Source organism: Thioalkalivibrio thiocyanodenitrificans ARhD 1 (assembly GCF_000378965.1).
GTDB classification, from domain to species: Bacteria; Pseudomonadota; Gammaproteobacteria; order Ectothiorhodospirales; family Ectothiorhodospiraceae; genus Thioalkalivibrio_A; species Thioalkalivibrio_A thiocyanodenitrificans.
Genome location: NZ_KB900536.1, coordinates 928,647 through 953,786, shown reverse-complemented (window position 1 = coordinate 953,786; position 25,140 = coordinate 928,647). Strand labels below are relative to the sequence as shown.

Genomic DNA, 25,140 nt, shown 5'->3' with positions numbered 1-25,140 from the left:
GTCTGCGGGGACCGGCAAACAAGACACGCAGGCGCTACGGGCTGTGTGCGATCGTCCATTCATGGTGGATAGTCGAGTTCCAGTTGGTGGCGGATGGCGAGGATGCGGATCTGGTCGCGTGCGGGGATGAAGCGATAGAGGGCGACGTAGCCGGACTTGCCGTAGGAGATGATCAGTTCGCGGATGTCGCTTTCAATACTGCGGCCGATCAAGGGATGTGCCTTGAGCGCATCTATTGCGCAGGTAATGACATCGGCTGCCGTTACCGCTGCTGTCGGGTCGTGTTCGCATATCCCCATTGGGGGTCAAGTCTAGCAAAATATAGTTTATCGACTTCACTCAAACGCCGGGTCAAACCCACACCTTCGTGGGACGGTCTACGGGGACCGGCACACAAGACACGCAGGCGCTACGGGCTGTGTGCGATCGTCCATTCATGGTGGATAGTCGAGTTCCAGTTGGTGGCGGATGGCGAGGATGCGGATCTGGTCGCGTGCGGGGATGAAGCGATAGAGGGCGACGTAGCCGGACTTGCCGTAGGAGATGATCAGTTCGCGGATGTCGCTTTCAATACTGCGGCCGATCAAGGGATGTGCCTTGAGCGCATCTATTGCGCAGGTAATGACATCGGCTGCCGTTACCGCTGCTGTCGGGTCGTGTTCGAGCAGGAACTTGAACCGGCGCTCCAGATTCTCGAGCGCGTTCTCGGAATAGATTACTTTCGGCAAGGCCGTGGCCTATCGGTGGCGACTCCCTGCGCCAACCGCTTCAGCCAGGTGTGCACATCGTCGGCACGATAAACGTGGCCGCCTTCCTCGATGTCGTTATCCGCCCGCATGGCCTCGAGAACGAATTCATGCATCCGTTCTTCGCGCGAGATTTCCCGCTCGAGCGCTTCGACCATGACGCTGTGGGGCGAGCGGTGACTCAGTTCGGCCAGCCGCTGGATCCTGGCCTTGAGTTCTTCAGGGAGCTTTATGGATGTAGATACGACGGGCATGACTCACTCCGGGGCACAGGTAGTCATATCGTAGTACCCGAGTGGGCGAGGTGCAAGATTCCGATATGCATCGCGTCCGGGGCCGGTCAGTCCTTTTCAGGCCAGGATTCGCCCGGGGGGCAACTGGAACGGGGCCGGCGGATTGTCGTTTGGTGCGGTGTAATTTATAAGCTACAATCCGGGTATGGTTGAGATCCGCAAGTACAGGACGGTACAGGCGCGGGTTCCGTTCGACGAATGGTTCGCCGGGCTCCGCGACAGGAGGGCGCAGAGGCGGATTCAGGTAAGGATCGACCGTCTGGCGCTTGGTCTGGAAGGGGACTGGAGGCCAGTTGGTGAGGGAGTTCGTGAGCTTCGTATCCCCGAAGGTGGTGGATATCGGGTGTATTACGCGTGGGATGACGATGCGCTCGTGCTGCTTCTGTGCGGTGGGAACAAGTCGACGCAGTCGAGTGATATTGCGAAAGCGAGAGAGTTCTGGAGAGATTATCATGGTCAATGAATCGCGCTCGGTGCCGTATCGCTCGGCTGACTATCTGAAGTCTGCTGAGGATATTGCAGATTACCTGAATGCGGCGCTCGAGGACGGTGATGAACGGGTTCTGCTGCTGGCGCTCAGGAATGCTACGGACGCAATTGGTGGCATGTCGGAACTGGCGCGTCGCAGCGGCTTGTCGCGGGAATCGCTGTATAGGACCCTCTCCAAGGAGGGGAACCCACGGTTGTCCAGTCTTCGGGCGATTCTGGGGGCATTTGGTGTTGAATTGTCGGTCCGGCCGAGGGCGGCTTGATTGCTGGTGTATGTCATTACCTATAGGGGTCAAGTCTAGCAAAATATAGTTTATCGACCATGGCAGTCAGCAAGCCGATTCAGCGCCGTCCGGGTGATTCATGTCCAGCGGAAGGGAGTGACCTGTGGGACCCGCGTCCGGGAGTCGAGGACGATTCGGGGAGCATGGCGTGCATATCTCTCTACTACTGCGGCCGCCGATCTGCGTGCTGTGACGGGGTGTTCTCGCTATGAACGGTGTGGGATATGCAGGCTGGTCAGGCGATCCCCGATGGGGCATCCGCAGGGATCAGTCGGGGCTAGTATTCCCGTCGGATCCTTGCGATTTGGCTAACTCAAGCCCGGCCCGGGCAAGAAACCCGGAGCGTGTTTCATGCGCGCGCGCTGCCGCGGCATCGATGGCCCGCAATACCCGCTTGGGAATGGTGATGTTGATGCGTTGCGCGGGCCCCTGGATACGGCTTACGTCGATGTCCACCATCGCATGAATCCAGCCCTTGTATGCCGGGTTGTTCACGTAGGTTTCAGCGGGCAGAGGGGCCGGGAGGGGTTCACCGGCGTCAATCAGGGATTCGAGGTGCATGAGAATGGCGTTCTCGGCATTCTCGATGGCCTCCTCCAAGGTGTCACCGGCTGAGAAACAGCCGGGAAAGTCAGGAACCACGACGCCATACGCGCAGGATTCGGTGCCCGGTTCGATCAGAATGAGGTACCGCATCAATCTACTCCAGTCCTGCCTGTTTACGAATCGCCTTGACCAGTCCCTTGCCAAGATCCTTCTTCGGGTGGGGCACGGTGAGGATGGCTCCGGGATGATCGGGATGTGAGAACTGATGATGGCTGCCGCGTACCCGTACCTGGCGCCAGCCTGCTTCCCTGAGTTCCCTGATCAGCTCCCTGCTGTTCATGGTGTGTATGATGCACACCCGCAGGGTTCAGCGCAAGACGATGGGGTCAAAGACGATGGGGTCAAGTCTAGTAAAATATAGTTTATCGGACTAATCTCCGCCCATGGCACGTCCACTTCGCATCGAATACCCCGGGGCCTGGTATCACGTGATGAACCGGGGCGCTGGCCGGCAGAAGGTCTTCAGGACCAACGCCGAGCGGCTGTACTTCCTGTCGCTGCTGGGTGATACGCATGCGCGTTTCCACGCGGAGTGGCATGCGTATTGTCTGATGGACAACCATTACCACCTGCTTTTGCGTACCCCGGAAGGCAACATGCAGCGGATCATGCGCCATGTGAACGGGGTGTACACGCAGTACTTCAATCGCCGTGAGGGCAGGGACGGGCCGCTGTTCCGGGGGCGTTACAAGTCGGTTCTGGTGGATGCGCAAGCCCACTGGCTGGAACTCTCGCGCTACATCCATCGCAATCCTCTGGAAGCCGGTCTGGTGGACGATCTAGCGGACTACCGCTGGTCCAGTTATCGGGCCTATGTGGGGCTGGAGCCGGCGCCGGATTGGCTGGAAACCGGGTACGTGCTGGGGGCCATTGGCAAACGTCGCACGCACGCCCGCTATCGGGTGTACATGGAGGGCGACACTGCCGAGGGGTTAAGTGAATTCTACGAAAGTGGCACGCCATCCATTCTGGGCGACGAAGAGTTTCGCCAGAGAGTGCTTGATGGGCGTGCGCCGAGCGTGGATGTGCCCGAGGTGGCGCGTCATCGGCCCCGGCCGACGCTGGAGGAGGTGGTGCGCGTTGTCTGTGCGCGGTTTGGGGAGGACGAACGGCAGGTCTGGATCACCCGGCGCGGGCGGAATGCCGGCAAGCCGGTGCGCGCGGTGGCGATGTATGCGGCGCAGGAGGCGTGCGGGATGACCTTGTCGGAGATCGCGGGTGCATTTGGCCTGGCCAGTTATGCCAGCGCGGGATCGACGATACGCGCATTGCGTCGGCGCATGGCGGAAGACAAGGCATTGAGAGGGGAGATCAACGCCATCATGGGGGATTGGGTCTCTGCCAGTGGAGCGTGATGCTGATTGCGTTGCGCCCGGAGATGGCGTTGTAGCGGAGAGTAAACTAGATAAAACTAGACTTGACCCCCGTGGGGTGCCCGCGGAGAGTAAACTAGATAAAACTAGACTTGACCCCCATGGGGTGGATTAGCGGTGACCGGTTGAAAGGCATCAGGTACATCTCGCTCAATGAGAGAAGCGGCTACGGCATTTCGGCCAGCCGTTACGTTGCGGGGCTGGTGGATGCGGGGGTGGCGGTGACCTGGACGCCGCTGTCTCCGGGAGGCGGGACGGAGCCGGGGTTGTGGTACGGGCCTCGTAAGGAGCCGAGCCGTACGAATCCGGCGCTGGATCGGCTCTGCATGCGGGATATCGATTATGACACGGTGATCGTCCATGCGGTGCCGGAGTATTTTCCGTACTGGCGCAAACTTGAGCCGGACCGGTTCCTGGTGGGGTATACGACCTGGGAGACGGACCGGTTGCCGGACCACTGGCCGGATCTGCTCAATGGCGTGGATCTCCTGCTGGTGCCCTGCCACTGGAACCGGGAGGTGATGAGGCGGTGCGGGGTGAGGGTGCCGATCGAGGTGGTGCCCCATATCTCAGAACCGGTGACCTCCGGTGGTGCGGCGCTTTCGTTGCCGGCGAGGCCGGCCGATATGGTGTTCTATACGATCAACGCCTGGACCTGGCGCAAGGCGTTGTGGCAGACGATCGAGGCCTACCTTCAGGCTTTCACCGGCGACGACGACACGCTGCTTGTGGTGAAGACCGGCCGGCATGATCTGACCAGGCGGGGTTTCTGGCGGTATCGACCGTCCACCGCCCGCGCGCTTGGCAGGATCCTGAAGAAGTTCCGCAACCCGGCCCGTGTTCATCTGATCGATGAGGAGTTGTCCGCGGCGGAGATCGGGGCCCTGCATGCGCAGGCCCATTGCTTTGTCTCGCTCACCCACGGTGAGGGGTGGGGTATGGGCGCCTTCGATGCGGCCCGGGCCGGCAACCAGGTGCTGATCACGGGCTATGGCGGTCCGCTCAATTATCTGCCCCCCGACCTGGCGTTTCTGGTGGCGTACGAGATGGTGCCGGTGTTTGATCCCAGGGGGCGCGGCTCGTACAGTGAACAGCAGTGCTGGGCGCAGGCCGAAATCGGGGATGCCGTGGCGAAGATGCAGGCGATGCCCGCGGGCCCGAACGCGGCACTGCAGCGCCATATTGAACGCCGTTTCGACGCTTCCGTGGTTACGCAGGAACTCATGACCTTGCTTTCGGCCCATGTCCGCTGATCCGGCCGATGGGGATACGATCCCCCGTGTCTTTCACTTTGTGTTCGGCCTGCGGAAGCAGCGCGAGCAGTTCCATCTGGTCTTCTACCTGTGCCTGAGATCCTGTCTGGAGGTGAATCGGCCGGAGAGGATCTATTTCTATTATCACTACTTGCCCTACGGGCGTTACTGGGATCTGATGCGCCCGCATCTGACGCTGGTCAGGGTGCCGCTCAACCGGGATCTCGAGTCGCACTACGGGCGTCTGTCCGGACACCATCGCTACAGCTATGCGCATCATGCGGATTTCATCCGGGTGGAGAAGGTGCTGGAGTGCGGCGGTGTGTACGCGGACATGGATACGCTGTTCGTCAATCCGCTTCCGGAGCATCTGTACCGCAAGGAGTTCGTGATCGGCCGGGAGCGGGATGTGTTTTGTCCCGTGCGACAGGTGTCGCGTCCTTCCCTGTGCAATGCCTTTTTCATGGGCCGAAAGGATGCGCGCTTCCTCAGGGAGTGGCTGGTGAAGATGCCGGAATACTTCGACGGCACCTGGAGCAATCATTCCTGTTACCTGCCCCATGAGATCAGTGAGGCCCACCCGGACTGGGTTCACGTGGAGCCGGAGGCCACGTTCTACAGGTACATGTGGACGAGAGAAGGTCTGGCGGATCTGTTCGAGAACGTGGTGACGGACCACCGGGGCGTGTGCAGTATTCACCTTTGGAATCACCTGTGGTGGGACCGGCACCGCACGGAGTTCTCGCGCTTTCACCATGGACTGATCACGGAGCGGCGCATTCGCGACGTGGACACGACCTTCAATCTGATTGCACGCCGGTTTCTGCCCGACGATGGCGGGACCGACCTCATCCGCATGATGGGCTATCGCGCGAGGGATGCCTGGGGGGTGCTGGCCGGAGTGCCGGACCGGGTCCGCCACGGACTCGCCCGCCGGCTGACGTCGCTGCGGGAGCGCCTGACCCGATGAAGAAGACGCTGGTGTTCATTTCGCCCGTGACACCGAAGCCGACGGGGGCGGGCAGGCGGATGCGCGCATATCAGTGGATCCGGCTCCTGTCGGAGGAATACGCGATCGTGCTCCTGAGAGGGGATCCGGAACCCCTCTCGCCGGAAGTGCGCGCATGGGTGCGCGATGACTTCATGCTCAGCCCGGACCGCGGCGCGGGCGCATGGTTGCGACGGGTGCTCCGGCGGCTGCCGCGGGCATTGAGGTCCCGGTGGCCCGTCGACGGCGGCCCCCGCGCTGCGATGAAAGACCTCACGGTGCCGGCGAAGGCGCGGGCGCTTATCAGCGGTGCGGACATCGTCCTGGTGTTCAGGCTCTACATGATGCCGGTGCTGTCGCGCCTGCCCGTCCGGGCGCGCGGGCGGGCGCTGTGGCTCGATCTCGATGACTGGGAGTCCCGTTGCCATGGCCGGATTGCAAGGCTGGCCGGCCGGGAGGGCGGCCGCGCCCAAGAGCGGCGCTATCTCCGGATGGCCGAGGCCTACCGCCAGGATGAGGCCCGCTGGGTCCCGGCGGCGGACCGGGTCTTCGTCTGCTCCGATGTGGATCGCCAGGGTCTGTCGGAGGTGTTCGGTTCGGACCATGTGGAGGTTTTTCCCAATCGCTATGTGGGTGACATCGTGGAGAATGATCAGCGGGCCGTGTCCCGGGAGGCCGCGATCCTGTTCGTGGGCTCCATGGGCTATCTGCCCAACCGGGACGGGGTGCGCTGGTTCTTCCGGGAGATCTGGCCAGAGGTGAAGACGCGGTTTGCCGGACCGATCCGGTTTCACGTGGTGGGCGCGGGGGTACGCCGGAAGCTGGCCCGTGAGCTGGCGGAGGATCCATCGGTGACCGTGCACGGGTACGTGGAGGACCTTGCCGGGATCTATCGGGCCGCGGACGTGGCCATCTGCCCGTTGCGCGCCGGAGGTGGTACGCGCATCAAGATTCTGGAGGCCATCGCCCATCACAGGGCAGTCGTGACCACGCCCATGGGCATGGAAGGTCTGGATTTCGACACCGGTCATCTGGCGATCGCCGCATCGGCGCAGGGATTCGCCGACGCGGTGCTCCACCTGCTGGCGGACGCGCAGGCGCGCCGCGAGATGTGCGCTGCGGCGGCATCGCGTCTCAGGGAGCGGTACTGGGCAGATCCTTCAGGACGCGTGCCGCCTTTTCCGCCGCGTGGTGCCAGGTGAGGTGCTGCTCGGCATACCGCCTTGCCCGGGCCCCGACGGCACGTGCCTGAAGCGGATGCTCGACCACGTGGCGCATGATTGACGACAGTGCCTTCCAGTCGGGTTCGGCCCAGCGTCCGAAGTGGCGGCCGGGGCGGAAGTTCGAGCGGTCGCGGACACGCCTGAGCCTGGAGACGGGCAGCGGGTAGGCGTGGTCGTCGTGCAGGAAATCCAGCGGACCGCCATGCGCGGTGGCGATGACCGGCAGGGCGCAGGCCATGGCCTCGGTGATGGGGAGCCCCCAGGCCTCGCCGCGGGTGGGCAGTACCAGTGCATCGCAGCGGCGATAAAGATTCACCAGCTCGGCTTCCGACAGCGGGGGACTGGCGATGATCCGATGCCGGGTGCGGCCCCGGGCCCGGGTGATCGCATGTTCCAGGGAGAAGCCGGGCATGAAGGGATTGTGCCCGTGGATGATCAGCTCGACGTTCTCGTCCGGGCCGAACGTCCGGACGAAGGTGCGGATCAGTTCCTCCTGGCATTTGCGCGTCTCCCACTTGCCGACGCACAGGAAGCGAAAGGGCGTCCCGTCCCCGGCCCGGCGTTCGATACCGGGGGAGAAGGTGCCGGTATCCACCCCTTCCGGGACAATCCGGATGCGCGCCGGGTCGATCCGGTTGTGGATCAACTGCGCGCGGCACCATGTGGTGGGTACCCAGATCTGATCGAGTCCGTCGAAGGCGCGCAGCAGCCGCTCGGGCAGCCGGGTCGTCTCGAACACGGCATAGCCGATGCGAAACCGGCCCGGCAGCCGGGGAAAATCATGCATGCCGCCGATGTACAGGCCGATGTCGGGAAGGGTGTCCTGATCCTGTTCCAACAGACCTTGCAGGTCGTCGGGCAGCGATGACGGCACCAGCCGTTCGCCCAGCAGACGCAGCCGGACCGGGCGGATGCGCGCCAATGCCCTGGCGAACGACAGCGTATGGGTCTTGTAACCGCAGGGGGCGCCGAAGCCGCCGTAGATATGCAGTGGTACGGGGTTGTCCATGTGCGGGCCTGGCGGGTCCTGTCGATTCAAAGGCGCGGCGCATCTGCACACGCCGGTGCCGGGCGCATGCTGCGGCAATGTCAGCTCGCGCATGTGGAGGCATCCATCCCGCTGTGGGAGAATTCCGGCATCCTCTCCATTACGGCAGAGTCACGAAACTCATGAGCGCCAGGCCCTGGTATCTTACCCGCATGGGATTCCGGTCAACGGTTGGCCATTCGGACTATCTGGCACGGGAGTTTACGGCACGGATCGACTCGGCGAAAGTAAGGCGCATCTTCGAGCTGGGCGCCAGGGATGGTCATGACTCGGTTCGGCTCAGAGACCATTTCCACGCCGACGTCACGGCGTTCGAATGCAATCCGGAGGCGGTCCGGATGTGCCGCCGTAACCTGCGCTGGCGGCGGCGTATCCGGTTGGTGGAGGCGGCCGTATGGGACGAGGATACCGAGATCACGTTCTATCCGGTCACGGCCTCCCGGTGGGCGGACGGCCGGGAGATCACGGACGGCCGGGGCAATCCGGTCACCAACATCGGCGCATCGTCGTGCTTCCGCGCACGGGATGATTACCTTCAGCGCTATGACCAGACCCGGGTCCGGGTACCGGCAATCAGGCTGGACACGTACTGCAGGGAACAGGGCATCGGATCGATCGATCTGATCTGCATGGATGTGCAGGGAGCGGGCATGCAGGCATTGCGGGGTCTGGGCGAGCGCATCTCCACCGTGCGCTATATCATCGCCGAACTCGAGCACCGGGAGGTCTATCATGGTCAGTCCCTCTATCAGCCGGTCCATGAGTACCTGATCCGCCATGGCTTCAGACAGCGGGCGCATGTGCCGAGAGACGACTGGTTCGGGGATTTCCTCTACGTCAATGAAACCTGATGTCCCACAAGGCCGGATCGCGGTCAGCCTGTTCATCCCCACCTTTCGGCGTCCGCGCAGCCTGCGGCGCACACTGGAGAGCATCGCCGCACAGGAGATCTCCACGCCGGGGGTGACCCTGCGGGTGTATCTCATCGACAACGATGCCGAGGGTTGCGCCCGCCCGGTGTTCGATGCCCTGGCGCCCGGTTTCCCGTTCCCGCTGACCTACCTGCCGGTGCCGGAGCGAGGCATCAGCCAGGCGCGAAACCGGGCGCTGGACAGGGCGGCAGCGGACGAGGCATGCGACTTCCTGGCGTTCATTGACGATGACGAGGTGGCGGATCCCCTGTGGCTGCACGCGCTGCTCGAGGCGCAGCGCGCATACCGGGCGGACGTGGTGACAGGGCCGGTGGTGCGCGCATTCCCCGATTCGGCGCCGCCATGGGTGGCGCACGCAAGCATCTTCCGGCGAAAGGCGTACCGTGACGGCGAGGCAGTGCCCCGCGCGGCGAGCGGCAATGTCCTGATCCGGACTGACGTGATCCGGCGTTCCGGACTGCGCTTTGATCACCGCCTGGCGCTCACGGGGGGAGAAGACGAGCTTTACTTCATCCAGTTGAATCGGCTTGGATATTCGATTCACTGGCACAATGCCGCGCGGCTGACGGAGCGTGTTCCCGAGGAGCGGCTGACCCGGCGCTGGGTGTTCAGGCGCGCGCTGTGTCACGGCAATGCCCTGGCGAGGATGCATCTCATTCTGCGCCCGCGTTTTCAGGCCGTCGTGTACCTTCTCGCCTTCGCGGGGTATCAGAACGTCCGGGCGTTGCAGCAGGTGTGGCGGTTCATCCGGGGGCAGCGCAGGTATGTGGGGGTCGATCTGCTGCAATACCTGTCCACGCAGCTCGGGGTGCTGAGCGGTCTGCTGGGATGGAAGCTGGAGAACTACCGCCACGTTCAGGGGGGTTGATGCGGGACGACGCGAATACAGGGAAGGGCGCATCCATGGCGCCGCATCAGGCGTCATCGGGCCTGCATGCCCGATGCCCGGGAGAGGGTGGGATCTCTTGGCGGACATGAGCGAGCCGCTTTTCACGGTTGTGATACCCGTCTATAACCGTGCGCACCTCCTGGGTGAGACCATCCGGTCGGTGCTGGCGCAGACGTGCCGGGATTTCGAGATCATCGTCGTGGACGACGGCTCGGACGACAACCCGGACGCCGTGCTGGAAGCGCTCGGGGACCGCCGCATTCGCCTGATCCGGCAGGATAACAGCGGTGCCAATACCGCCCGGAACCGGGGGATCGACGCGGCGCATGGGCGATACATCGCCTTTCTCGACTCTGATGACCGGTTCATGCCGCACCATCTGGAAAGCGTCGCCGCGGTCCTGCGCGTGTCACCCGAAACCGTCGTTCATGGACGGGTACTGGTCGACCGAGGCGGCGGCAGGACGAACCTGAAACCACCGCGGGGGCTCGCGCCCGGGGAACACATGGCCGAGTACCTGCTCTGCGAACGCGGTTTCGTGGCCACGTCCTCGCTGGTGGTGCCCACGCCTGTCGCCCGCGAAGTCCGGTACCTGGAGGGACTGCCCTACGGTCAGGACACGGATTTCGCCATCCGGCTCTACCTTCACGGGATGCACTTTCATCTGCTTGCCGAACCGTCGGTCGTCTGGCGGGACGTGGCGGACCCGGAAAGAATTTCGGCGCGATCGGTGCCGGAGGTCCGGCTGCGCTGGCTGGAGGGCATCAGGAGCGAGATTCCGGTGCGTGCGTACCATGGCCACCGGGGATGGTTCCTTGCAAAGTCGTATGCCCGATCGGGAAGGCTCTGGAAGGCACTGACGCTCTATGCGTCCGCCGTCGGGCACCGGTGCTACAGGCCGCGGCTCGCGATGGTCATCGCCATGCAGATCCTGTTCCCGGCCGGCGCCTACCGGCGCATCGCCGATTTCTACCTGGCCCGGATATCTCCCCGCCGTTCGTAGCGAGTACGCTCCGCCACAGCGCGCAGATCGGCGGCCGCAGTTGAAGGGTGGTCAGATATCCGGCAACAGGTTGTTCATCCGGCTGGTTGCTGCGATGCAGGATTCTTCCCGTAGGAGCCCGGTCCTCCGGGCGAAGAATGACCCACCGATGCCGGACCGGATCGCCCAGGGGACTGGGCTCCTACGGTGTGGGGGGTGTTTGTCTTTCAAGCCATAGGCGAGGGGGCCGGCGGACCCGCAGCCCGGGTCAACGCCGCGTCAGCACCAGCCATAGGGCGTGGGGCGTGGTCAGCAGGTAGCGCCGGAACAGTTTGCGCGGTTGGCTCAGCATGCGGTGCAGCCATTCCAGATTGTGGTTGCGCATCCACGCGGGCGCCCGCCGGTAGTCTCCGGTGACGAAGTTGAAGCATCCCCCGCAGGTGACCAGCCATCCGGCGCACAGCCGGTCCCGGTGACGTACGCTGAAAAGCTGCTCCCCGGGTTTTCCGAGCCCGACCCACAGGACGTCGGGCTGCGCCGCATTGATCCCGGCAACGATGTCGTCCTCCTCCTCGGGAGAGAAGTAACCGTGCCGCCGTCCGGCGATTGCGAGCCCCGGGTAGGTGTCGGCCAGGATGCGGGCACAGGCGGCGTTGACCGTTTCGGTCCCGCCAAGCAGATAGAAGGACAGGCCGTGGGCGGCGGCCTGCGCGGCGCAGTCGTGGATCATGTCGGTGGTGGCGCTGCGTTCCGCGATGGGCGTGGATGCAAGCAGTCTCGATGCGGTCACCAGGAAGCCGCCGTCCGCGTGAATGACATCCGCCTGATCCACGGCGGCGCGATAGGCGCTGTCCGTTTCCCGCAGGGAGAGGGCATGACCGTTTGCGCTGAATATCAGGCGCGGGCGGGGATCGGGGCGCCGCGCCGCCAGGCAGTCCGCCACCATTGCCCCGGCCAGCGCGCTCCGTGAGGCGGTCACGATGCGCATGCCTCCGATGCGGATGGCGGGGAGGGTTACCCATCCGTGTTCCCGCTGTTCCTCCCGGTGCGCCTGTGTCGACTCCGTCATCCTGCTGTCATTCCCGAAACGGGATCCGTACACGGCGGATCGACATCATTGCGACAAAAAGCAGCGCGGGGACCATGTGGATGATGGCGCGGTTGATGGTCGTGTAGTTGAGGGCTTCGACGCTGTAACGCCGGGTGAAGAAGAACACGACGAACAGGAACGCGAGTGCGGTCAGTGCAAGCGTGAGCCCCGCGCGAAGTTCGCGGCTGCGGGCCAGAGACGGCAGCGCCGCAGCCAGCAGGACTGGCACCAGGAACCAGAGCAGATGCCAGTTGGCGAGCACGAAAAGGTTCTGCACGAACGGATCCCATACCGGATAGAAGGTGAAGCCGTCACCGGTGTAGCCCGGCAGCCGGACGCGGTCCGGGCTCAGGACGATCTTGCCGATCTGGGGCAGGCGAAGCGCGATACCCGTCGTGAAATAAAAGGCGGCCAGCGTGCCGCCCGCGATGACCGTGCCGACGGCAAGCCACCGGAAAGGCAGCGCCGCGACCAGCAGGGCGGGAATGAAGGTGACGGCCCATGCGATGCCGGGTTGCTTGACGAAGGGCAGGGCGGCGATACACGCGATGGCGAGGATGCCCTGACCGGGGTGACGGGTTGCGGCCCAGTGCAGAAAGGCCATGGCCGCCAGCGCATACAATGCGGCCAGCCAGAGTTCCGCATAACCCGCCAGTGCCACATGGATACCGATGAACGGCATGGACGCCAGCAGGTAGCAGAAGATCAGGGCCACGAGCGGGGACGCCCCCAGGGCACGGGCCTGCCCGTAAAAGGCCAGCACCAGCGCGATGCCGCACAGCAGCCAGGGAAGATTGATCAGGGATTCGCTCCAGTATCCGGCGCCCAGGGCCATCCAGAGTTGAATGAGGGGAACGAGCGGCGGGTAGTGGGTGTTGTGCAGCGTGGAGCCGGTGTAGGCGGAACGGTCGGTGCCTGTCATCCACTCGGAGGGCGAGATATAGGGCACCAGTTGGCCGTGCTCGAACCACACCCGCGACTTGAGCGCCCAGTTCATCCAGGCATCCCAGGGAAACAGCGGACGCCATGCGATCTCCAGGGCAAAACCGGCGAAGCGCAGCGCGATCAGGCCCAGCAGGAGTGCCATGACGACGCGTTGCCAGGGAACGGCCCGTGTCGGGTCCGTGAACAGGACCTCCGTCGATGCGGGAACGGTGCCCGGGCGGCGCCGCGTGGCCCACAGTCCGGCGGCCGTCAGGACACCCAGCACGCCTGCGATCAGCGCGAAATGCTGAGGGGCGCCCAGCGTGTCAAGCGCCAGCATGACCAGGGCGGTCGCCACCATGCCCAGGATGTATCCGTAGCCCAGGATGGCCGGCCAGGCCCCGGGCGTGTCAGCGTGCCAGATCCCGCGCAGCCAGGCGATGCCGAGGACCAGGGGAAGCAGGGATGCGATCGACAGGCGGAGGGTCTCCATGCGCTATCGCACCCGGTACAGATCCCCGGTGGGATGTGCCATCAGTCGCTCGACGGCGAGTTCCCGGCTTTGATCCCAGTGCAGGCGCCCGGTCGAATGGTCGAAGCTCACGCGCGGATGGGGGCGCAGGACGAGCAGGTGATCGCCGGCACGTGTGTGCTCCGGCGCGGGAGGCCTGTCCCAGACGGAGCCGACATTGTGCGGCAGGAGCAGGTAGTGCAGGCGGGTGCGGAGGTAATAGTGTTCCTGCCGGTTCGAGGGTGGAACGAGGAACAGGCGTGCGGGATCAGGGGGCAGATGGTTCTTGACCTGTTCCGCAAAGCGATAGAGGTCGCGGTCAGGGGATGCCAGCCGTTTCTCATGATAGTCCTTGCCGGCGAACTGGGAGTGGGTCATCTGCAACTGGCGCAGGAGATCCGCCTGCCAGCGAATGTCCAGCGCAAGCCAGCCGGCCAGGAAGATGACCGCCAATGGCGCCAGGTGAAAAGGTTGTCGGCGAAACAGCACCCACAGGGCGTAGAGCACCATGCTCAGTGCCACCCATGCGGCGGACGCCGGAACGGGGGAGATCAACGGGGCGCGGCTGCCGCCCACGATGAAGTTGATCGAATGGGTACGCCAGCCCTCGAATGCCGTCCATTCCCGCCACATCTGCTGCAACAGCCGGCCCGCGGACGGCTCGACCGGCTGCAGCCGGATCTTGTGCAGGATCATCGTTTCGGTGACGGGGCCCCGCATCAGCAGGAAGAGATCCCCGATGGTGCCCCGCCAGACGGGTTCGTTGCCCAGGTCGATCGTTTGCGTCCCTTCGGCGATCGGGGGCAGCCAGATGGACCGGATGTTTCCCGGCGCGGTGGCATCGGACCAGGCCAGTTCGAAACGGATGCGTCCCTGGCCCGAGACGTGAAATTCCAGCGTGTCGTAGTGTTCCGTGGACAGTGTCCCGACCGGGAGTTCCACGCTGACTTGCTGCCGAAAGTCCAGCAGGGGCAGCACCAGGCCCCCCTGCTCGTACTGAGTGACGCTTCCGGCAGGTGTCAGACCCGCGCCATCCCACACGCGCGTCATGCGCTGTTCGTAGTGGTCGCCGGTCAGATAGAAAACAAGGGTGCCGCCCAGCACCATCAGGGCGCTTAGAACAAGCAGGATCGGCACCGCAAGCCAGGGCGTTGCGCCATGCCCGTGCTGTTCGTAACGGGTGACTTGATCGGGGGTGGTCTGCACGTTCGTAGTCTGCCATGCATATGCAGGAAAGTCAGGTGGTTAGGTCTCGTGTGTCGTGGCGACGCACGCAGGCGGGCGCACATTGCCGCGACCGGTCGCCATCGCGCGTGCGCCAGCTGTGACCTCTCGACAGGTTGTTCATCCGGAGGGTTGCTGCGATGCAGGGCCTCCTCGTAGGAGCCCGGTCCCCCGGGCGAAGAATGATCCACTGGTGCCGGGCCGGATCGCCCAGGGGACTGGGCTCCTGCACTGCGGGGGCATTGTCGTACACGCCATGGGCAAGGTGGCCTGCGGCTGCGGGGTCTTCCCGTAGGAGCCCGGTCCTCCGGGCGAAGGATGATCCACCGTGCTGGGCCGGATCGCCCAGGGGACTGGGCTCCTACACAGCGGGGGTGTTGTCGTACACGTCATGGGCAGGAAGGCCGGGACGTTGCGGACACGGGTCCGTACGGTAAGATGAGCGACACCCCGTGTCCCGGGGACGAGGTGCAGGAGTCGGGTGGATCGCGTGCTTACGATACAGGCGAAGCGGGGACGGCAGGACCGTGATGCGCAGTAGGGCCTCCGGAGACAGGGGCAGGCCCGCGGCGCGGATGACCGGATGACGTTCATGGACCTTCGTCGCTGGCAGGATTGGGCCCCGCGGGATGTGAACGCATTCTGGGAGGACGGGGGGCGGATCGAGACGACGCCGTCGGGCTATCTGGCGCATGCCGATTATGTGTATTGCCGGGCGTTGACGGGCACGCTGGGCGATGTTCCGCCCGCCGGTGCGCAGGCCTTTGCGCAGGCGGTGGCCGAGGCACCGCTGGCCGGCCGGTCAGGACACGGCGCGACCCTGCGCCCCCACTTGTCGGCCTATCTGCTTGGCGCGCTCAATCTGCTGGCGTTGTCCGGCCACGATCATCGCGGGGAGACACTCGGGGCGATCGATCTCGATGCGGATCGACTCATCGACCGGGCTCGAATGCTGCCGAGATGGCCGCGGGCCTGGTCGCATCACACCTGGCGGGTGAGTCACTGGATCGGGGGCGTTCCGGCGATCCTGCTCAACTTCGCGCGCCATGATCCCGGGGGCACCGTTGAGGAAGGTCTGGTCGGCGAAATCATGGCGGCCTGCGACAGGCACCTGATCGCGGACGGGACGGGATTGCTGCGGGCCTATCGCAGTGAACCGCTTCAGGCCCTTTTTCGCCTGTGCTACCGTGCCCGCCATGACCCCGCCCATGGCGATATCGGAGGCGTGGTGCATGTCCACTGGATCAATCACGTGCTGGGTCGGCCCTACAGGCACGCCGAGCCCCTGCTTGAACGATGTCTCGGGGACCTGAGCCGGTATCCTTTCCTGGAGGACGTTCCCTATTGCCTGGATTTCGACTACCTGTTCCTGCTCCGCACGGGCATCGGGCAGTCGGCCGTGGTCGCACCCGAGGGGCTGGAGGACCGGGTGCGCAGATACGGGGAGGACCTGGTGCGGTTCCTCGCCGGGGCGCCGGACACGGGGTATCCTCTTCACAAGCGCGTCGGCGCGCTGGCCGCGCTGCATGAAACGGCGCTCATGATGCATCTGGAAACGGTTCCGGGGGTTCATGTTGAACCGATGGACATCATCCGGCACGCCTACTGGTTGTGACGGTGCCGCGGAGCAGTGACGTCAGACGCCGTCGCCGGTTCGCACAACGCGCCCCGGACACCACACTGGCGAGGAGGGAGGCTTGAGCAAGCCGGGTGACAGCATGACAGCGCTCGTCGAAGCGCGGGGCCGTTTCCGCTTCGGCGTCCCGGGAGGCGGGGCAAGCCGTAGGGTTGCGGACCGCAAGGCCCGTGCCGTGAAGAGGCCTGCCTGATGGCAACCGGATCGCTGCGGGGTGTACTGAAGGAATACTCCAGCACACTCAGTGTGCTGCTGCACGTGTGCGACTGGGTGTGGATCGCCCTGACCGGCTGGCTCGCCCACTGGATCTACCTGGGCAGGCCGTCGCTTCCCGGCTTCTACGAGGCGGCGATTCTCGTCGGGGTGCTGCTCGCGGCCCTGGTGTTCCCGCGGTTCCACGTCTACAGGGCATGGCGCGGCGCTTCCCTGATCGAGGAGCTGCGCCTGATCACGTTGTCCTGGGCGACGGTGGTGGCCGCGCTGGTGTTCATCGCCTTCGTGATCAAGATGGGGGAGACCTATTCCCGGGGCTGGGCGCTGATATGGGCCGCCCTGGCGTGGTTCGGGCTCATCGCCAGCCGGATCCTGCTGCGAAGGCTGCTGAAATGGATGCGGGCGCGCGGCTTCAATCAACGGAGGATCGTCATCGTCGGCGCCGACGAACTGGGCCGGGAGGTGGCGGCGCGTATCAGCGCGGCGCCGTGGACGGGACTTCAGGTCGCGGGATTCTTCTCTGATCCCGATGGGCCCCCGGAGACAGGGGTGGGCCCTTATCCCGTGATCGGTTCCATCGGGGATCTGCCGGCGTACGTGGAGAGGGAGCCGGTGGATCAGGTCTGGCTCGCCCTGCCCCTCAAGGAGGAGGAGAAGGTCCGCGATCTGCTGTATGCGCTGCGCCATGCCACGGTGGACATCCGCTTTGTGCCGGACCTGTTCGGGCTCCGCCTGATCAATCACTCGGTCACCGACGTGGCCGGCCTGCCGGTCATGAATCTCTCCATGTCGCCGATGGAGGGGTTCAACCGGCTGATCAAGGGGCTCGAGGACAGGATCCTCGCCCTGTTGATCCTCGTGCTCGTCAGTCCGCTGCTGGTGGTCATCGCCGTCGGGGTCAAACTGAGTTCCCCCGGCCCTGTCCTGTTCAGGCAGACGCGCCACGGCTGGGACGGCCGCGAGATGCGCATCTACAAGTTTCGCACCATGGTGGAACACCGGGAGGAGGACGGCCGGGTCACCCAGGCCCGCAGGAACGATGCCCGGGTGACACCGTTCGGCGCCTTCCTGCGGCGAACGAGCCTGGACGAGCTGCCGCAGTTCGTCAATGTGCTGCAGGGCCGTATCTCCATCGTGGGTCCGCGCCCCCACGCGCTGGCGCACAACGCGTTCTACAAGGAGCACGTGGACCACTACATGCAGCGCCACAAGGTAAAGCCGGGAATCACCGGCTGGGCCCAGATCAACGGCTACCGGGGCGAAACCGACACCCTGGAGAAGATGCGCAAACGGGTGGAGCACGACCTGTACTACATCGAGAACTGGTCGATCTGGTTCGACCTGAAGATCATCCTGCTCACGGTCTTCAAGGGGTTCGTGGGCAGAAATGTTTATTGATGGTCCGTTGTCAGTTGTCAGTTGTCAGTTGTTTAAAGGCGGTCCGTTGTCCGTGGTCCGTGGTCCGTCGCTTTCAACAACTGACAACGGACAACGGACAACTGACAACTGACAGCCTTTAAGGAGCCTCCTTTGTGATTCCTGTCATTCTCAGCGGTGGGTCGGGTACCCGTTTATGGCCCTTGTCCCGGGCACTGTATCCGAAGCAGTTCCTGCCCCTGGTCCGGGAGGATCGCACGCTGCTGCAGTCCACCGTGGAGCGCATCCGCGGGTATCCCGGTGTCGGTGCCCCCCTGGTGGTGTGCAACGAAGCGCACCGTTTCCTGGTGGCGGAGCAGCTTCGCACGGTGTCGGAGGATCCGGGCACGATCCTGCTGGAGCCCGTGGGCCGCAACACGGCACCGGCGGTGGCGCTGGCCGCGCTGAGCCAGGCGGAGTCGGATGCGATGCTGCTGGTGATGCCCGCCGACCACGTGATACGGGACGTGGAGGACTTCCACAAGGCCCTGTCCGTTGGGCTGGAACCGGCCAGGGCGGGGATGCTGGTCACCTTCGGGGTGGTGCCGGCGTCCGCCCATACGGGTTACGGATACATACGGGTTGATAAGAGCGGTCAGTGGTCAGTGGTCAGTGGTCAGTTGTTGAAAAGCGACGGACCACGGACAATTGACAACGGACCGCCTTCAAACCACGGACCGTATCCAGTGGCCGGGTTCGTCGAGAAGCCCGACGCGGCGACCGCCGGGCGGTATCTGGCCTCGGGCGATTACTTCTGGAACAGCGGCATGTTCCTGTTCCGGGCCTCCGCTTACCTGGAGGCACTGGAGCGGCACGCACCGGACATCCTGGAGGCCTGCCGGGAGGCGCTCGCCGGGCAGGAGCGGGACCGGGATTTTCTGCGCGTCGATGAGGAGGCCTTTGCCCGCTGCCGCGCGGATTCCATCGATTACGCGGTCATGGAGAAGACCGACCGGGCCGTGGTGGTGCCGTTGGATGCGGGCTGGAGCGACGTGGGTTCCTGGAGCGCCCTCCGGGAGGCGGGCGGGCAGGACGCGGCCGGCAACGTGTTCCACGGGGATGTGCTTGCCGAGGGTGTGCGCAACACCTTCGTGCACGCCGGCCGGCGGCTGGTGGCGGCGGTGGGTGTGGAGGACCTGATCATCGTGGAGACCGGCGATGCGCTGCTGGTCATGGACAAGTCGCGCACCGAGGATGTGAAGCGGATCGTCGACCGCCTGCGCGAGGCGGATCGCGAGGAGGCCCTCGATCACCGATGCGTGGCGCGCCCCTGGGGCACGTACGAGTGCATCGATTCGGCGGAACGCTTCCGGGTCAAGCGCATCACGGTCAAGCCGGGGGCAAGGCTTTCCCTGCAGTTGCACCATCACCGCGCCGAGCACTGGGTGGTGGTGCGCGGTACGGCGCGCATCACCCGGGACGGGGAGGTATTCATGCTGAGCGAGAACGAATCCACCTTCATTCCCATCGGCGTGAAGCACCGCCTGGAGAATCCGGGACGCATCCCGCTGGAACTGATCGAGGTGCAGTCCGGGGCCTATCTGGGCGAGGACGACATCGTGCGTTTTGAGGATGCCTACGGGCGTTCGTAGGAGCCCGGTCCCCCGGGCGAAAGGGAGTTTCGCTTGGGCAGGATCGCCCACGGGAGTGGGCTCCTACAGGGGGATCGAGGCACACGCGTGTAGGAGCCCGGTCCCCCGGGCGAAAGGGGTTTGGCCTGGGCAGGATCGCCCACGGGAGTGGGCTCCTACATGGGGTGTAGGTCATCGCGCGGATGTCCCTGGATCCTCCGTGATGATCGCATCCGCCGGGAACGTTGAGGAGCCTGAAACAGGGTGCCTCGGCCGCGGCGCTACAAGACCGCGGCCTGCCAATGCGCGCGTCTTCATATCTTGACGTCGGACGTCTTGGGTAAAAAGTGCGACACCAGCGTGTCACACCGAGCGTATCGCAGGCATTTGGCAGAGGCAGGTGGGTGCGGGTTGGTCAGGGACGGTCACCTCCCCAACAGCCGTCCCGCCAGCAGCGGCTGCATATCCCGCCGACTATCCGCGGTCAGGCAGATGATCACCCATCGTCAATCGGCTTGATGCTGAGCACCGCGGTTTCGAATCCGGGTAATCTTTCCGACGCCGAGGGTTTCCTTGACGAATTCCAGAAGATTTCGCTCCGTGCTGCTGATGGTTACCGCGAGCTGACGGTTTTCGTTTCGATGCTTTCGGGTGAGGGTGATGGTGCCTTCCCCGTCGATCAGTCCTGCGATGTAGGCGGCGTGTATCGCGGCCAGGTCTTCAAGGTTCATCCGTGTAACCCTTTGGCCCATGTCCTGTGGGACCGAGTATAGCGCCACAAAAAAACCCTGGCCGTTTCCGGCCAGGGTTTTCAGGGTTGGTGGAGGCGGCGGGACAGTGATCCATATCTTTCGATATGGGCTGGACTATACCTTCATCCTGTTTCCAGGATGCGGGGCGTGTTATCCGCGGTGCAATGTTTCCGCGAATCCTAGTGCCGGCTCCGTTCCCATGAACTCAGCCGGTCTATGAGTCTCTACAGGGCAGGCCTGAGGTTGGCCCTCTTCCTACCCCTCGGTGTTGCCGTAGCAGGTTGCCCTGCCGTAGGGTCCACCGATGTGAGCCCCGTTTTCACTCTACCCTTACGGGTAGAGGCGACCATTGTGTTAATCGAACCCGCGTCCGCGAGACCTACATCCTCGGATACTACATGCTTAGAGCCGTCGTTTAATTTTACGACTGAGTCTCCGACGGACAGGATACCCAGACGCGATCCCGATCAGGTTTAACGGTTAAGACCCGGGCGAGTCCGCTCCGCGAGCTTGTGTGCGATGACCTTCAAGTAGGACCCACAAGCAAGTCCAGTCGAAGGTCCAGCTGGTTTTACGCAGCCAGAGCGTAGTTGTCGTCGTTGGCAACTATAGCGTTACAGCTGGTTTTACGAGGGAAGCTGTCTCCTCGGCATGCACCTCGGGTTTCGTGACCCACGTCGAAGCCAGGTCGCCCCCATTGGCTGTTCGAATAGACCAGCCCTGTCCGCGGAAGTTCCCCTCCGGCATCGCTTCCGACGGTGCCGCGGACAGGCCTTTACAGTATCATAGGCGGCCTTCAATCCACAGCCTTTCCTGGGGTCTGCAATGCTGTTTCTGCCTGGGGCGCCCGCCCTGTCCGACTTCCGTCTCGAACGCCTGCTGGGCACGCTCCGGGACGCCGAATCGTCGGTGCAGGGGCTCACCGCGCGCTTCGTCTATTTTGTGGATCCGGAACGGGCGCTGACGGCGGCCGAGCGGCTGGTGCTGGATGCCCTGCTGGAGACCTCCGGTGAGGGGACGGTGGAGTTCGATTTCCTGGTGGTGCCCCGTCTGGGCACCGTCTCCCCTTGGTCCAGCAAGGCCACGGATATCGCGCACCACTGCGGGCTGGACGGGGCCGTGCGGCGTATCGAGCGGGGCATCTTCTACCGGCTGGAGGGCCCCGGTCCGGATGCGCAGGTCCGGCGCCGGCTGGCCGGTTTTCTCCACGACCGCATGACCGAGACGGTGCTGTTCGATGTCGCCGAGGCCGAGCGGATGTTCTTGCACCATGAGCCCGCCCCGGTGGGGGTGATCGAGCTGGGGGACGACGCACCAGGGGCGCTGAGGCGGACCAACGCGGAGATGGGTCTTGCCCTGTCCGACGAGGAGATCGACTACCTGGCCGAGGCCTATGGCGCGTTGGGCCGGGCGCCCACCGACGTGGAACTGATGATGTTCGCGCAGGCCAATTCCGAGCACTGCCGCCACAAGATCTTCAACGCGGACTGGATCATCGACGGCAAGGCGCAGGAGAAAACCCTTTTCGCCATGATCCGCAACACCCATGCCCGTTCGCCCCGGGGCATCCTGTCCGCCTACCGGGACAATGCCGCGGTCATGGAGGGCGCGCGCGGCATGCGTTTCATGCCCGACCCGGACACCGCCGCCTACCGCGCCGAGGAGATGGATCTGCCCATCGTCATGAAGGTGGAGACCCATAACCACCCTACAGCGATCTCGCCCTTCCCGGGGGCAGCCACCGGTGCGGGCGGCGAGATCCGCGACGAGGGTGCCACCGGCCGGGGCTCCAAGCCCAAGGCGGGGCTCACGGGGTTTTCCGTGTCCAACCTGCGCATCCCGGGCTTCGAACAGCCCTGGGAGACGGATCACGGCAGGCCGGGGCGCATCGAGAGCGCGCTGCGCATCATGCTGGACGGGCCCATCGGCGCGGCGGCCTTCAACAACGAGTTCGGCCGCCCGGCCCTGGCCGGTTATTTCCGCACCTTCGAGGAGCGGGTGCCGGGCCCAGGCGGCAGCCAACTGCGCGGTTACCACAAGCCCATCATGATCGCCGGCGGTCTCGGCAGCATCCGCCCCGAGCACGTGGAGAAGCATGCCCTGCCCGAGGGTACGCCGGTGGTAGTGCTGGGCGGACCGGCCATGCTCATCGGGCTGGGCGGCGGGGCGGCCTCTTCGGTGGCCAGCGGCGAGAGCGCGGAGGATCTCGACTTCGCGTCGGTGCAGCGGGGCAACCCGGAGATGGAGCGCCGCTGCCAGGAGGTCATCGATCGCTGCACCGCCATGGGTGCCGCCAATCCCATCCTGTCCATCCATGACGTGGGTGCGGGCGGGCTGTCCAACGCGGTACCGGAGATCCTCAACGACGCCGGCCGGGGCGGTGCCATCGAGCTGCGCACGGTGCCCTCCGACGAGCCGGGCATGTCGCCCATGGAGATCTGGTGCAACGAGGCCCAGGAGCGCTACGTGCTGGCCATCGATCCGGAACGCCTGGACGCCTTCACCGCCCTGTGCGAGCGGGAGCGTGCACCCTTCGCCGTGATCGGCACAGCGACGGCCGACCAGCACCTGCTGGTGGGGGACGGGCTGTTCCGCAACGAGCCGGTGGACCTGCCCATGGAGGTGCTGCTGGGCAAGCCGCCGAAGATGCTGCGCGAGGTGCACCACAAGACTTTCCACAAGCCGGAGTTCGAGACCGCCGGGCTGGATCCGGCCGACGCGGTGCACCGCGTGCTGCGTCTGCCCTCGGTGGCATCCAAGGGGTTTCTGATCACCATCGGCGACCGTACCGTCACGGGGCTGGTGGCGCGCGACCAGATGGTGGGGCCGTGGCAGGTGCCGGTGTCGGACGTGGCTGTCACCGCTACGGATCACACCGGCTACACCGGCGAGGCCATGGCCATGGGCGAACGCGCGCCCATCGCCCTGGTGAATCCGGCGGCCTCCGGGCGCATGGCCATCGGCGAGACCGTCACCAACCTGATGGCCGCGGACATCGATCGCATCGGACGCATCTGCCTGTCCGCCAACTGGATGGCCGCGGCGGGACATGCCGGTGAGGACGCGGCGCTGTTCGACACGGTCAAGGCGGTGGGCGAGGAGTTGTGTCCGCGGCTGGGTATCGCCATCCCCGTGGGCAAGGACTCGTTGTCCATGAAGACCGTGTGGCGGGACGGGGCGGGCGAGCAGGTCATGACCGCGCCGGTGTCGCTCATCGTCACGGGGTTCGCGCCGGTGGCGGACATCCGCCGCACGCTCACGCCTATGCTGCGCACGGAGCCGGGCGAAACTGACCTGATCCTCGTCGACCTGGGCAAGGGGCGCAATCGCCTGGCGGGCTCGGCGCTGGCCCAGGCGTACAAGCAGGTGGGCCACCACCCGCCGGACCTGGATGATCCGGACATGCTCGTGCGCTGTTTCGGGGCGGTGCGCGAGTTGAGCAGGGGCGGGTATCTGCTGGCGCTCCATGACCGCTCTGACGGCGGACTCATGGCGACGGTCTGCGAGATGGCCTTTGCCGGGCACACCGGCGTGACGCTGCACCTGGATGATCTGGGTGCGGACCCGCTGGCGGCGCTGTTTACCGAGGAGCTGGGGATCGTCATCCAGGTGCGCCACGAGAATACCGAGGAGGTGCTTTCCGTGCTGCGCGAGGCGGAGCTGGGACATCACAGCCACGTGATCGGCAGTCTCAATGACGCCGATGAGCTTCGGTTTTGCCACGGCAGGCAGGACCTGTTCAGGGCACCCCGGGCGGAGCTTCAGGCCGCCTGGTCAGAGACCAGTTACCGCATGCAGGCACTGCGCGACAACCCGGACTGCGCCCGTGAGGAGTTCGAGCGGATCTCCGACGTTGACGATCCGGGGCTGTCGCCTGTGCTTGCCTTTGATCCGGGCGAGGACGTGGTCGCCCCCTACGTGAACACCGGTGCCCGCCCGCGGGTGGCGATCCTCCGCGAGCAGGGGGTGAACGGCCAGATCGAGATGGCGGCCGCCTTCCACAAGGCGGGGTTCGAGAGCGTGGACGTGCACATGACCGACATTCTGTCGGGCCGCCTGGAGCTGTCGGGTTTTCGCGGGCTGGCGGCCTGCGGCGGCTTCTCCTACGGCGACGTACTGGGCGCGGGGGGCGGCTGGGCCCGCTCCATCCTCTTCAATCCCCGGGGCCGGGAGGTCTTCCAGGCCTTCTTCGAGCGCGAGGACAGCTTTGCCCTTGGCGTGTGCAACGGCTGCCAGATGTTCTCGCAGCTCAAGGATCTGATCCCGGGGGCCGACCAGTGGCCGCGCTTCCTGCGCAACCGCTCCGAGCAGTTCGAGGCGCGCCTGTCCCTCGTGGAGGTGACAGAGAGTCCGTCCATCCTGCTGGCGGGCATGGCGGGTTCAAGGCTGCCCGTGGCCGTGGCCCACGGTGAGGGCAGGGTGGTCTTCGACGGCGGAGATGCCGCGTCCGCGCCGGGTGTGGCGCTACGCTACGTGGACAACCGCGGGCAGGTCACGGAGCACTATCCGGAGAATCCCAACGGGTCTCCCGCCGGGATCACCGGCCTTACCACCCGTGACGGCCGGGTCACCATCATGATGCCTCACCCGGAGCGCGTCGTGCGCACCGTGCAGCATTCCTGGCACCCGCCCGAATGGGGCGAGGACGGGCCGTGGCTGCGGCTGTTCCGCAATGCGAGGGAATGGAGTTGTTGAAG

Annotated in this window: 23 protein-coding genes and 1 other RNA gene; 13 read left to right on the top strand and 11 right to left on the bottom strand. The window is 64.9% G+C overall.

What is annotated here, in order from left to right:
• Positions 1–59: 59 nt before the first annotated feature.
• The 3 genes from THITHI_RS18440 to THITHI_RS18435 form a co-directional block, all read right to left on the bottom strand.
• A complete protein-coding gene (locus tag THITHI_RS18440) occupies positions 60–299 on the bottom strand; it encodes a type II toxin-antitoxin system RelE/ParE family toxin (protein WP_051079911.1) in 240 nt (79 codons plus the stop codon).
• A 135-nt stretch (positions 300–434) separates the two neighbouring features.
• Complete coding sequence (locus THITHI_RS0104485; RefSeq protein ID WP_018231880.1) at positions 435–728, bottom strand: type II toxin-antitoxin system RelE/ParE family toxin; 294 nt, start codon at positions 726–728, stop codon at positions 435–437.
• Positions 716–1,000, bottom strand: a complete 285-nt coding sequence (locus THITHI_RS18435; protein ID WP_018231879.1) for a CopG family ribbon-helix-helix protein — start codon at positions 998–1,000, stop codon at positions 716–718. Before THITHI_RS18435 ends, THITHI_RS0104485 begins: the two co-directional genes overlap by 13 nt.
• Before the next feature lie 184 nt (positions 1,001–1,184).
• Between THITHI_RS18435 and THITHI_RS0104475 the strand changes: the two genes are divergently transcribed.
• Both THITHI_RS0104475 and THITHI_RS0104470 read left to right on the top strand, forming a co-directional pair.
• Positions 1,185–1,502 (top strand): type II toxin-antitoxin system RelE/ParE family toxin, encoded by a 318-nt coding sequence (locus THITHI_RS0104475; RefSeq protein ID WP_018231878.1) that lies wholly within the window; start codon positions 1,185–1,187, stop codon positions 1,500–1,502.
• Positions 1,492–1,791 (top strand): addiction module antidote protein, encoded by a 300-nt coding sequence (locus THITHI_RS0104470; protein ID WP_018231877.1) that lies wholly within the window; start codon positions 1,492–1,494, stop codon positions 1,789–1,791. Before THITHI_RS0104475 ends, THITHI_RS0104470 begins: the two co-directional genes overlap by 11 nt.
• A gap of 288 nt (positions 1,792–2,079) precedes the next feature.
• On the opposite strand, the gene THITHI_RS0104465 is transcribed toward THITHI_RS0104470, so the two are convergent.
• Positions 2,080–2,508 (bottom strand): type II toxin-antitoxin system HicB family antitoxin, encoded by a 429-nt coding sequence (locus THITHI_RS0104465; RefSeq protein ID WP_018231876.1) that lies wholly within the window; start codon positions 2,506–2,508, stop codon positions 2,080–2,082.
• Between the two features lie 4 nt (positions 2,509–2,512).
• A complete protein-coding gene (locus THITHI_RS0104460; protein WP_033337056.1) occupies positions 2,513–2,698 on the bottom strand; it encodes a type II toxin-antitoxin system HicA family toxin in 186 nt (61 codons plus the stop codon).
• 103 nt (positions 2,699–2,801) lie between these two features.
• On the opposite strand from THITHI_RS0104460, the gene THITHI_RS0104455 reads away from it, so the two are divergent.
• The 4 genes from THITHI_RS0104455 to THITHI_RS19710 all read left to right on the top strand — a co-directional run bounded on the left by THITHI_RS0104455 (position 2,802) and on the right by THITHI_RS19710 (position 7,234).
• Positions 2,802–3,773: a transposase gene (locus THITHI_RS0104455; protein ID WP_033336904.1), complete on the top strand. Its 972-nt coding sequence runs from the start codon at positions 2,802–2,804 to the stop codon at positions 3,771–3,773.
• A gap of 143 nt (positions 3,774–3,916) precedes the next feature.
• Positions 3,917–5,044 carry a glycosyltransferase family protein gene (locus THITHI_RS0104450; RefSeq protein ID WP_018231873.1) on the top strand — a complete coding sequence of 376 codons (1,128 nt, stop codon included), beginning with the start codon at positions 3,917–3,919 and terminating at the stop codon, positions 5,042–5,044.
• Positions 5,034–6,014: a glycosyltransferase gene (locus THITHI_RS18430; RefSeq protein WP_018231872.1), complete on the top strand. Its 981-nt coding sequence runs from the start codon at positions 5,034–5,036 to the stop codon at positions 6,012–6,014. The genes THITHI_RS0104450 and THITHI_RS18430 overlap by 11 nt, the downstream gene beginning before the upstream one ends.
• A complete protein-coding gene (locus THITHI_RS19710; protein WP_018231871.1) occupies positions 6,011–7,234 on the top strand; it encodes a glycosyltransferase in 1,224 nt (407 codons plus the stop codon). Before THITHI_RS18430 ends, THITHI_RS19710 begins: the two co-directional genes overlap by 4 nt.
• Here the strand turns inward: THITHI_RS19710 and THITHI_RS0104435 are convergent.
• Positions 7,167–8,264, bottom strand: coding sequence for a glycosyltransferase (locus THITHI_RS0104435; RefSeq protein ID WP_018231870.1), 1,098 nt, complete (start codon positions 8,262–8,264; stop codon positions 7,167–7,169). The genes THITHI_RS19710 and THITHI_RS0104435 overlap by 68 nt on opposite strands.
• A gap of 161 nt (positions 8,265–8,425) precedes the next feature.
• Here THITHI_RS0104435 and THITHI_RS20755 point away from each other — a divergent pair, with 161 nt between their 5' ends.
• From THITHI_RS20755 to THITHI_RS0104420, 3 genes are all read left to right on the top strand, one after another.
• Positions 8,426–9,154 (top strand): FkbM family methyltransferase, encoded by a 729-nt coding sequence (locus THITHI_RS20755; protein ID WP_198005576.1) that lies wholly within the window; start codon positions 8,426–8,428, stop codon positions 9,152–9,154.
• Complete coding sequence (locus THITHI_RS0104425; protein ID WP_018231868.1) at positions 9,144–10,103, top strand: glycosyltransferase family 2 protein; 960 nt, start codon at positions 9,144–9,146, stop codon at positions 10,101–10,103. Before THITHI_RS20755 ends, THITHI_RS0104425 begins: the two co-directional genes overlap by 11 nt.
• Positions 10,104–10,209: 106 nt before the next feature.
• The gene (locus THITHI_RS0104420) at positions 10,210–11,127 is read left to right on the top strand and encodes a glycosyltransferase family 2 protein (protein WP_018231867.1); all 918 of its coding nucleotides are present in this window, start codon (positions 10,210–10,212) and stop codon (positions 11,125–11,127) included.
• Between the two features lie 247 nt (positions 11,128–11,374).
• Here the strand turns inward: THITHI_RS0104420 and THITHI_RS0104415 are convergent, their stop codons facing one another.
• The 3 genes from THITHI_RS0104415 to THITHI_RS0104405 are packed head-to-tail and all read right to left on the bottom strand — an operon-like array spanning position 11,375 to position 14,837.
• Positions 11,375–12,175 (bottom strand): WecB/TagA/CpsF family glycosyltransferase, encoded by an 801-nt coding sequence (locus tag THITHI_RS0104415; RefSeq protein ID WP_018231866.1) that lies wholly within the window; start codon positions 12,173–12,175, stop codon positions 11,375–11,377.
• Between the two features lie 7 nt (positions 12,176–12,182).
• Positions 12,183–13,613, bottom strand: a complete 1,431-nt coding sequence (locus THITHI_RS0104410) for a hypothetical protein (protein ID WP_018231865.1) — start codon at positions 13,611–13,613, stop codon at positions 12,183–12,185.
• 3 nt (positions 13,614–13,616) lie between these two features.
• On the bottom strand, positions 13,617–14,837 hold the full coding sequence (locus THITHI_RS0104405; protein ID WP_018231864.1) for a hypothetical protein: 1,221 nt from the start codon (positions 14,835–14,837) through the stop codon (positions 13,617–13,619).
• A 601-nt stretch (positions 14,838–15,438) separates the two neighbouring features.
• Between THITHI_RS0104405 and THITHI_RS0104400 the strand changes: the two genes are divergently transcribed.
• From THITHI_RS0104400 to THITHI_RS0104390, 3 genes are all read left to right on the top strand, one after another.
• Positions 15,439–16,470: a hypothetical protein gene (locus tag THITHI_RS0104400; protein WP_018231863.1), complete on the top strand. Its 1,032-nt coding sequence runs from the start codon at positions 15,439–15,441 to the stop codon at positions 16,468–16,470.
• Positions 16,471–16,683: 213 nt separating this feature from the next.
• Positions 16,684–18,102, top strand: a complete 1,419-nt coding sequence (locus THITHI_RS0104395) for an undecaprenyl-phosphate glucose phosphotransferase (RefSeq protein ID WP_018231862.1) — start codon at positions 16,684–16,686, stop codon at positions 18,100–18,102.
• Between the two features lie 134 nt (positions 18,103–18,236).
• Positions 18,237–19,712, top strand: coding sequence for a mannose-1-phosphate guanylyltransferase/mannose-6-phosphate isomerase (locus THITHI_RS0104390; RefSeq protein ID WP_018231861.1), 1,476 nt, complete (start codon positions 18,237–18,239; stop codon positions 19,710–19,712).
• Positions 19,713–20,197: 485 nt separating this feature from the next.
• Here the strand turns inward: THITHI_RS0104390 and THITHI_RS18420 are convergent, their stop codons facing one another.
• Positions 20,198–20,422, bottom strand: a complete 225-nt coding sequence (locus THITHI_RS18420; RefSeq protein ID WP_018231860.1) for an LAGLIDADG family homing endonuclease — start codon at positions 20,420–20,422, stop codon at positions 20,198–20,200.
• A gap of 355 nt (positions 20,423–20,777) precedes the next feature.
• Positions 20,778–21,139, bottom strand: a transfer-messenger RNA (tmRNA) gene (gene ssrA / locus THITHI_RS20090).
• A 129-nt stretch (positions 21,140–21,268) separates the two neighbouring features.
• On the opposite strand from ssrA, the gene purL reads away from it, so the two are divergent.
• Complete coding sequence (gene purL, locus THITHI_RS0104380) at positions 21,269–25,138, top strand: phosphoribosylformylglycinamidine synthase (RefSeq protein ID WP_018231859.1); 3,870 nt, start codon at positions 21,269–21,271, stop codon at positions 25,136–25,138.
• The last annotated feature ends 2 nt before the right edge of the window (positions 25,139–25,140 follow it).

What these genes read in the sequence shown, in the direction of transcription:
- THITHI_RS18440 (WP_051079911.1), bottom strand. Translation starts at nt 299, where the DNA reads ATGGGGATATGCGAACACGACCCGACAGCAGCGGTAACGGCAGCCGAT.
- THITHI_RS18435 (WP_018231879.1), bottom strand. Translation starts at nt 1,000, where the DNA reads ATGCCCGTCGTATCTACATCCATAAAGCTCCCTGAAGAACTCAAGGCC.
- THITHI_RS0104475 (WP_018231878.1), top strand. Translation starts at nt 1,185, where the DNA reads ATGGTTGAGATCCGCAAGTACAGGACGGTACAGGCGCGGGTTCCGTTC.
- THITHI_RS0104470 (WP_018231877.1), top strand. Translation starts at nt 1,492, where the DNA reads ATGGTCAATGAATCGCGCTCGGTGCCGTATCGCTCGGCTGACTATCTG.
- THITHI_RS0104465 (WP_018231876.1), bottom strand. Translation starts at nt 2,508, where the DNA reads ATGCGGTACCTCATTCTGATCGAACCGGGCACCGAATCCTGCGCGTAT.
- THITHI_RS0104460 (WP_033337056.1), bottom strand. Translation starts at nt 2,698, where the DNA reads ATGAACAGCAGGGAGCTGATCAGGGAACTCAGGGAAGCAGGCTGGCGC.
- THITHI_RS0104455 (WP_033336904.1), top strand. Translation starts at nt 2,802, where the DNA reads ATGGCACGTCCACTTCGCATCGAATACCCCGGGGCCTGGTATCACGTG.
- THITHI_RS18430 (WP_018231872.1), top strand. Translation starts at nt 5,034, where the DNA reads ATGTCCGCTGATCCGGCCGATGGGGATACGATCCCCCGTGTCTTTCAC.
- THITHI_RS19710 (WP_018231871.1), top strand. Translation starts at nt 6,011, where the DNA reads ATGAAGAAGACGCTGGTGTTCATTTCGCCCGTGACACCGAAGCCGACG.
- THITHI_RS0104435 (WP_018231870.1), bottom strand. Translation starts at nt 8,264, where the DNA reads ATGGACAACCCCGTACCACTGCATATCTACGGCGGCTTCGGCGCCCCC.
- THITHI_RS20755 (WP_198005576.1), top strand. Translation starts at nt 8,426, where the DNA reads ATGAGCGCCAGGCCCTGGTATCTTACCCGCATGGGATTCCGGTCAACG.
- THITHI_RS0104425 (WP_018231868.1), top strand. Translation starts at nt 9,144, where the DNA reads ATGAAACCTGATGTCCCACAAGGCCGGATCGCGGTCAGCCTGTTCATC.
- THITHI_RS0104420 (WP_018231867.1), top strand. Translation starts at nt 10,210, where the DNA reads ATGAGCGAGCCGCTTTTCACGGTTGTGATACCCGTCTATAACCGTGCG.
- THITHI_RS0104415 (WP_018231866.1), bottom strand. Translation starts at nt 12,175, where the DNA reads ATGACGGAGTCGACACAGGCGCACCGGGAGGAACAGCGGGAACACGGA.
- THITHI_RS0104410 (WP_018231865.1), bottom strand. Translation starts at nt 13,613, where the DNA reads ATGGAGACCCTCCGCCTGTCGATCGCATCCCTGCTTCCCCTGGTCCTC.
- THITHI_RS0104400 (WP_018231863.1), top strand. Translation starts at nt 15,439, where the DNA reads ATGACGTTCATGGACCTTCGTCGCTGGCAGGATTGGGCCCCGCGGGAT.
- THITHI_RS0104395 (WP_018231862.1), top strand. Translation starts at nt 16,684, where the DNA reads ATGGCAACCGGATCGCTGCGGGGTGTACTGAAGGAATACTCCAGCACA.
- THITHI_RS18420 (WP_018231860.1), bottom strand. Translation starts at nt 20,422, where the DNA reads ATGAACCTTGAAGACCTGGCCGCGATACACGCCGCCTACATCGCAGGA.
- purL (WP_018231859.1), top strand. Translation starts at nt 21,269, where the DNA reads ATGCTGTTTCTGCCTGGGGCGCCCGCCCTGTCCGACTTCCGTCTCGAA.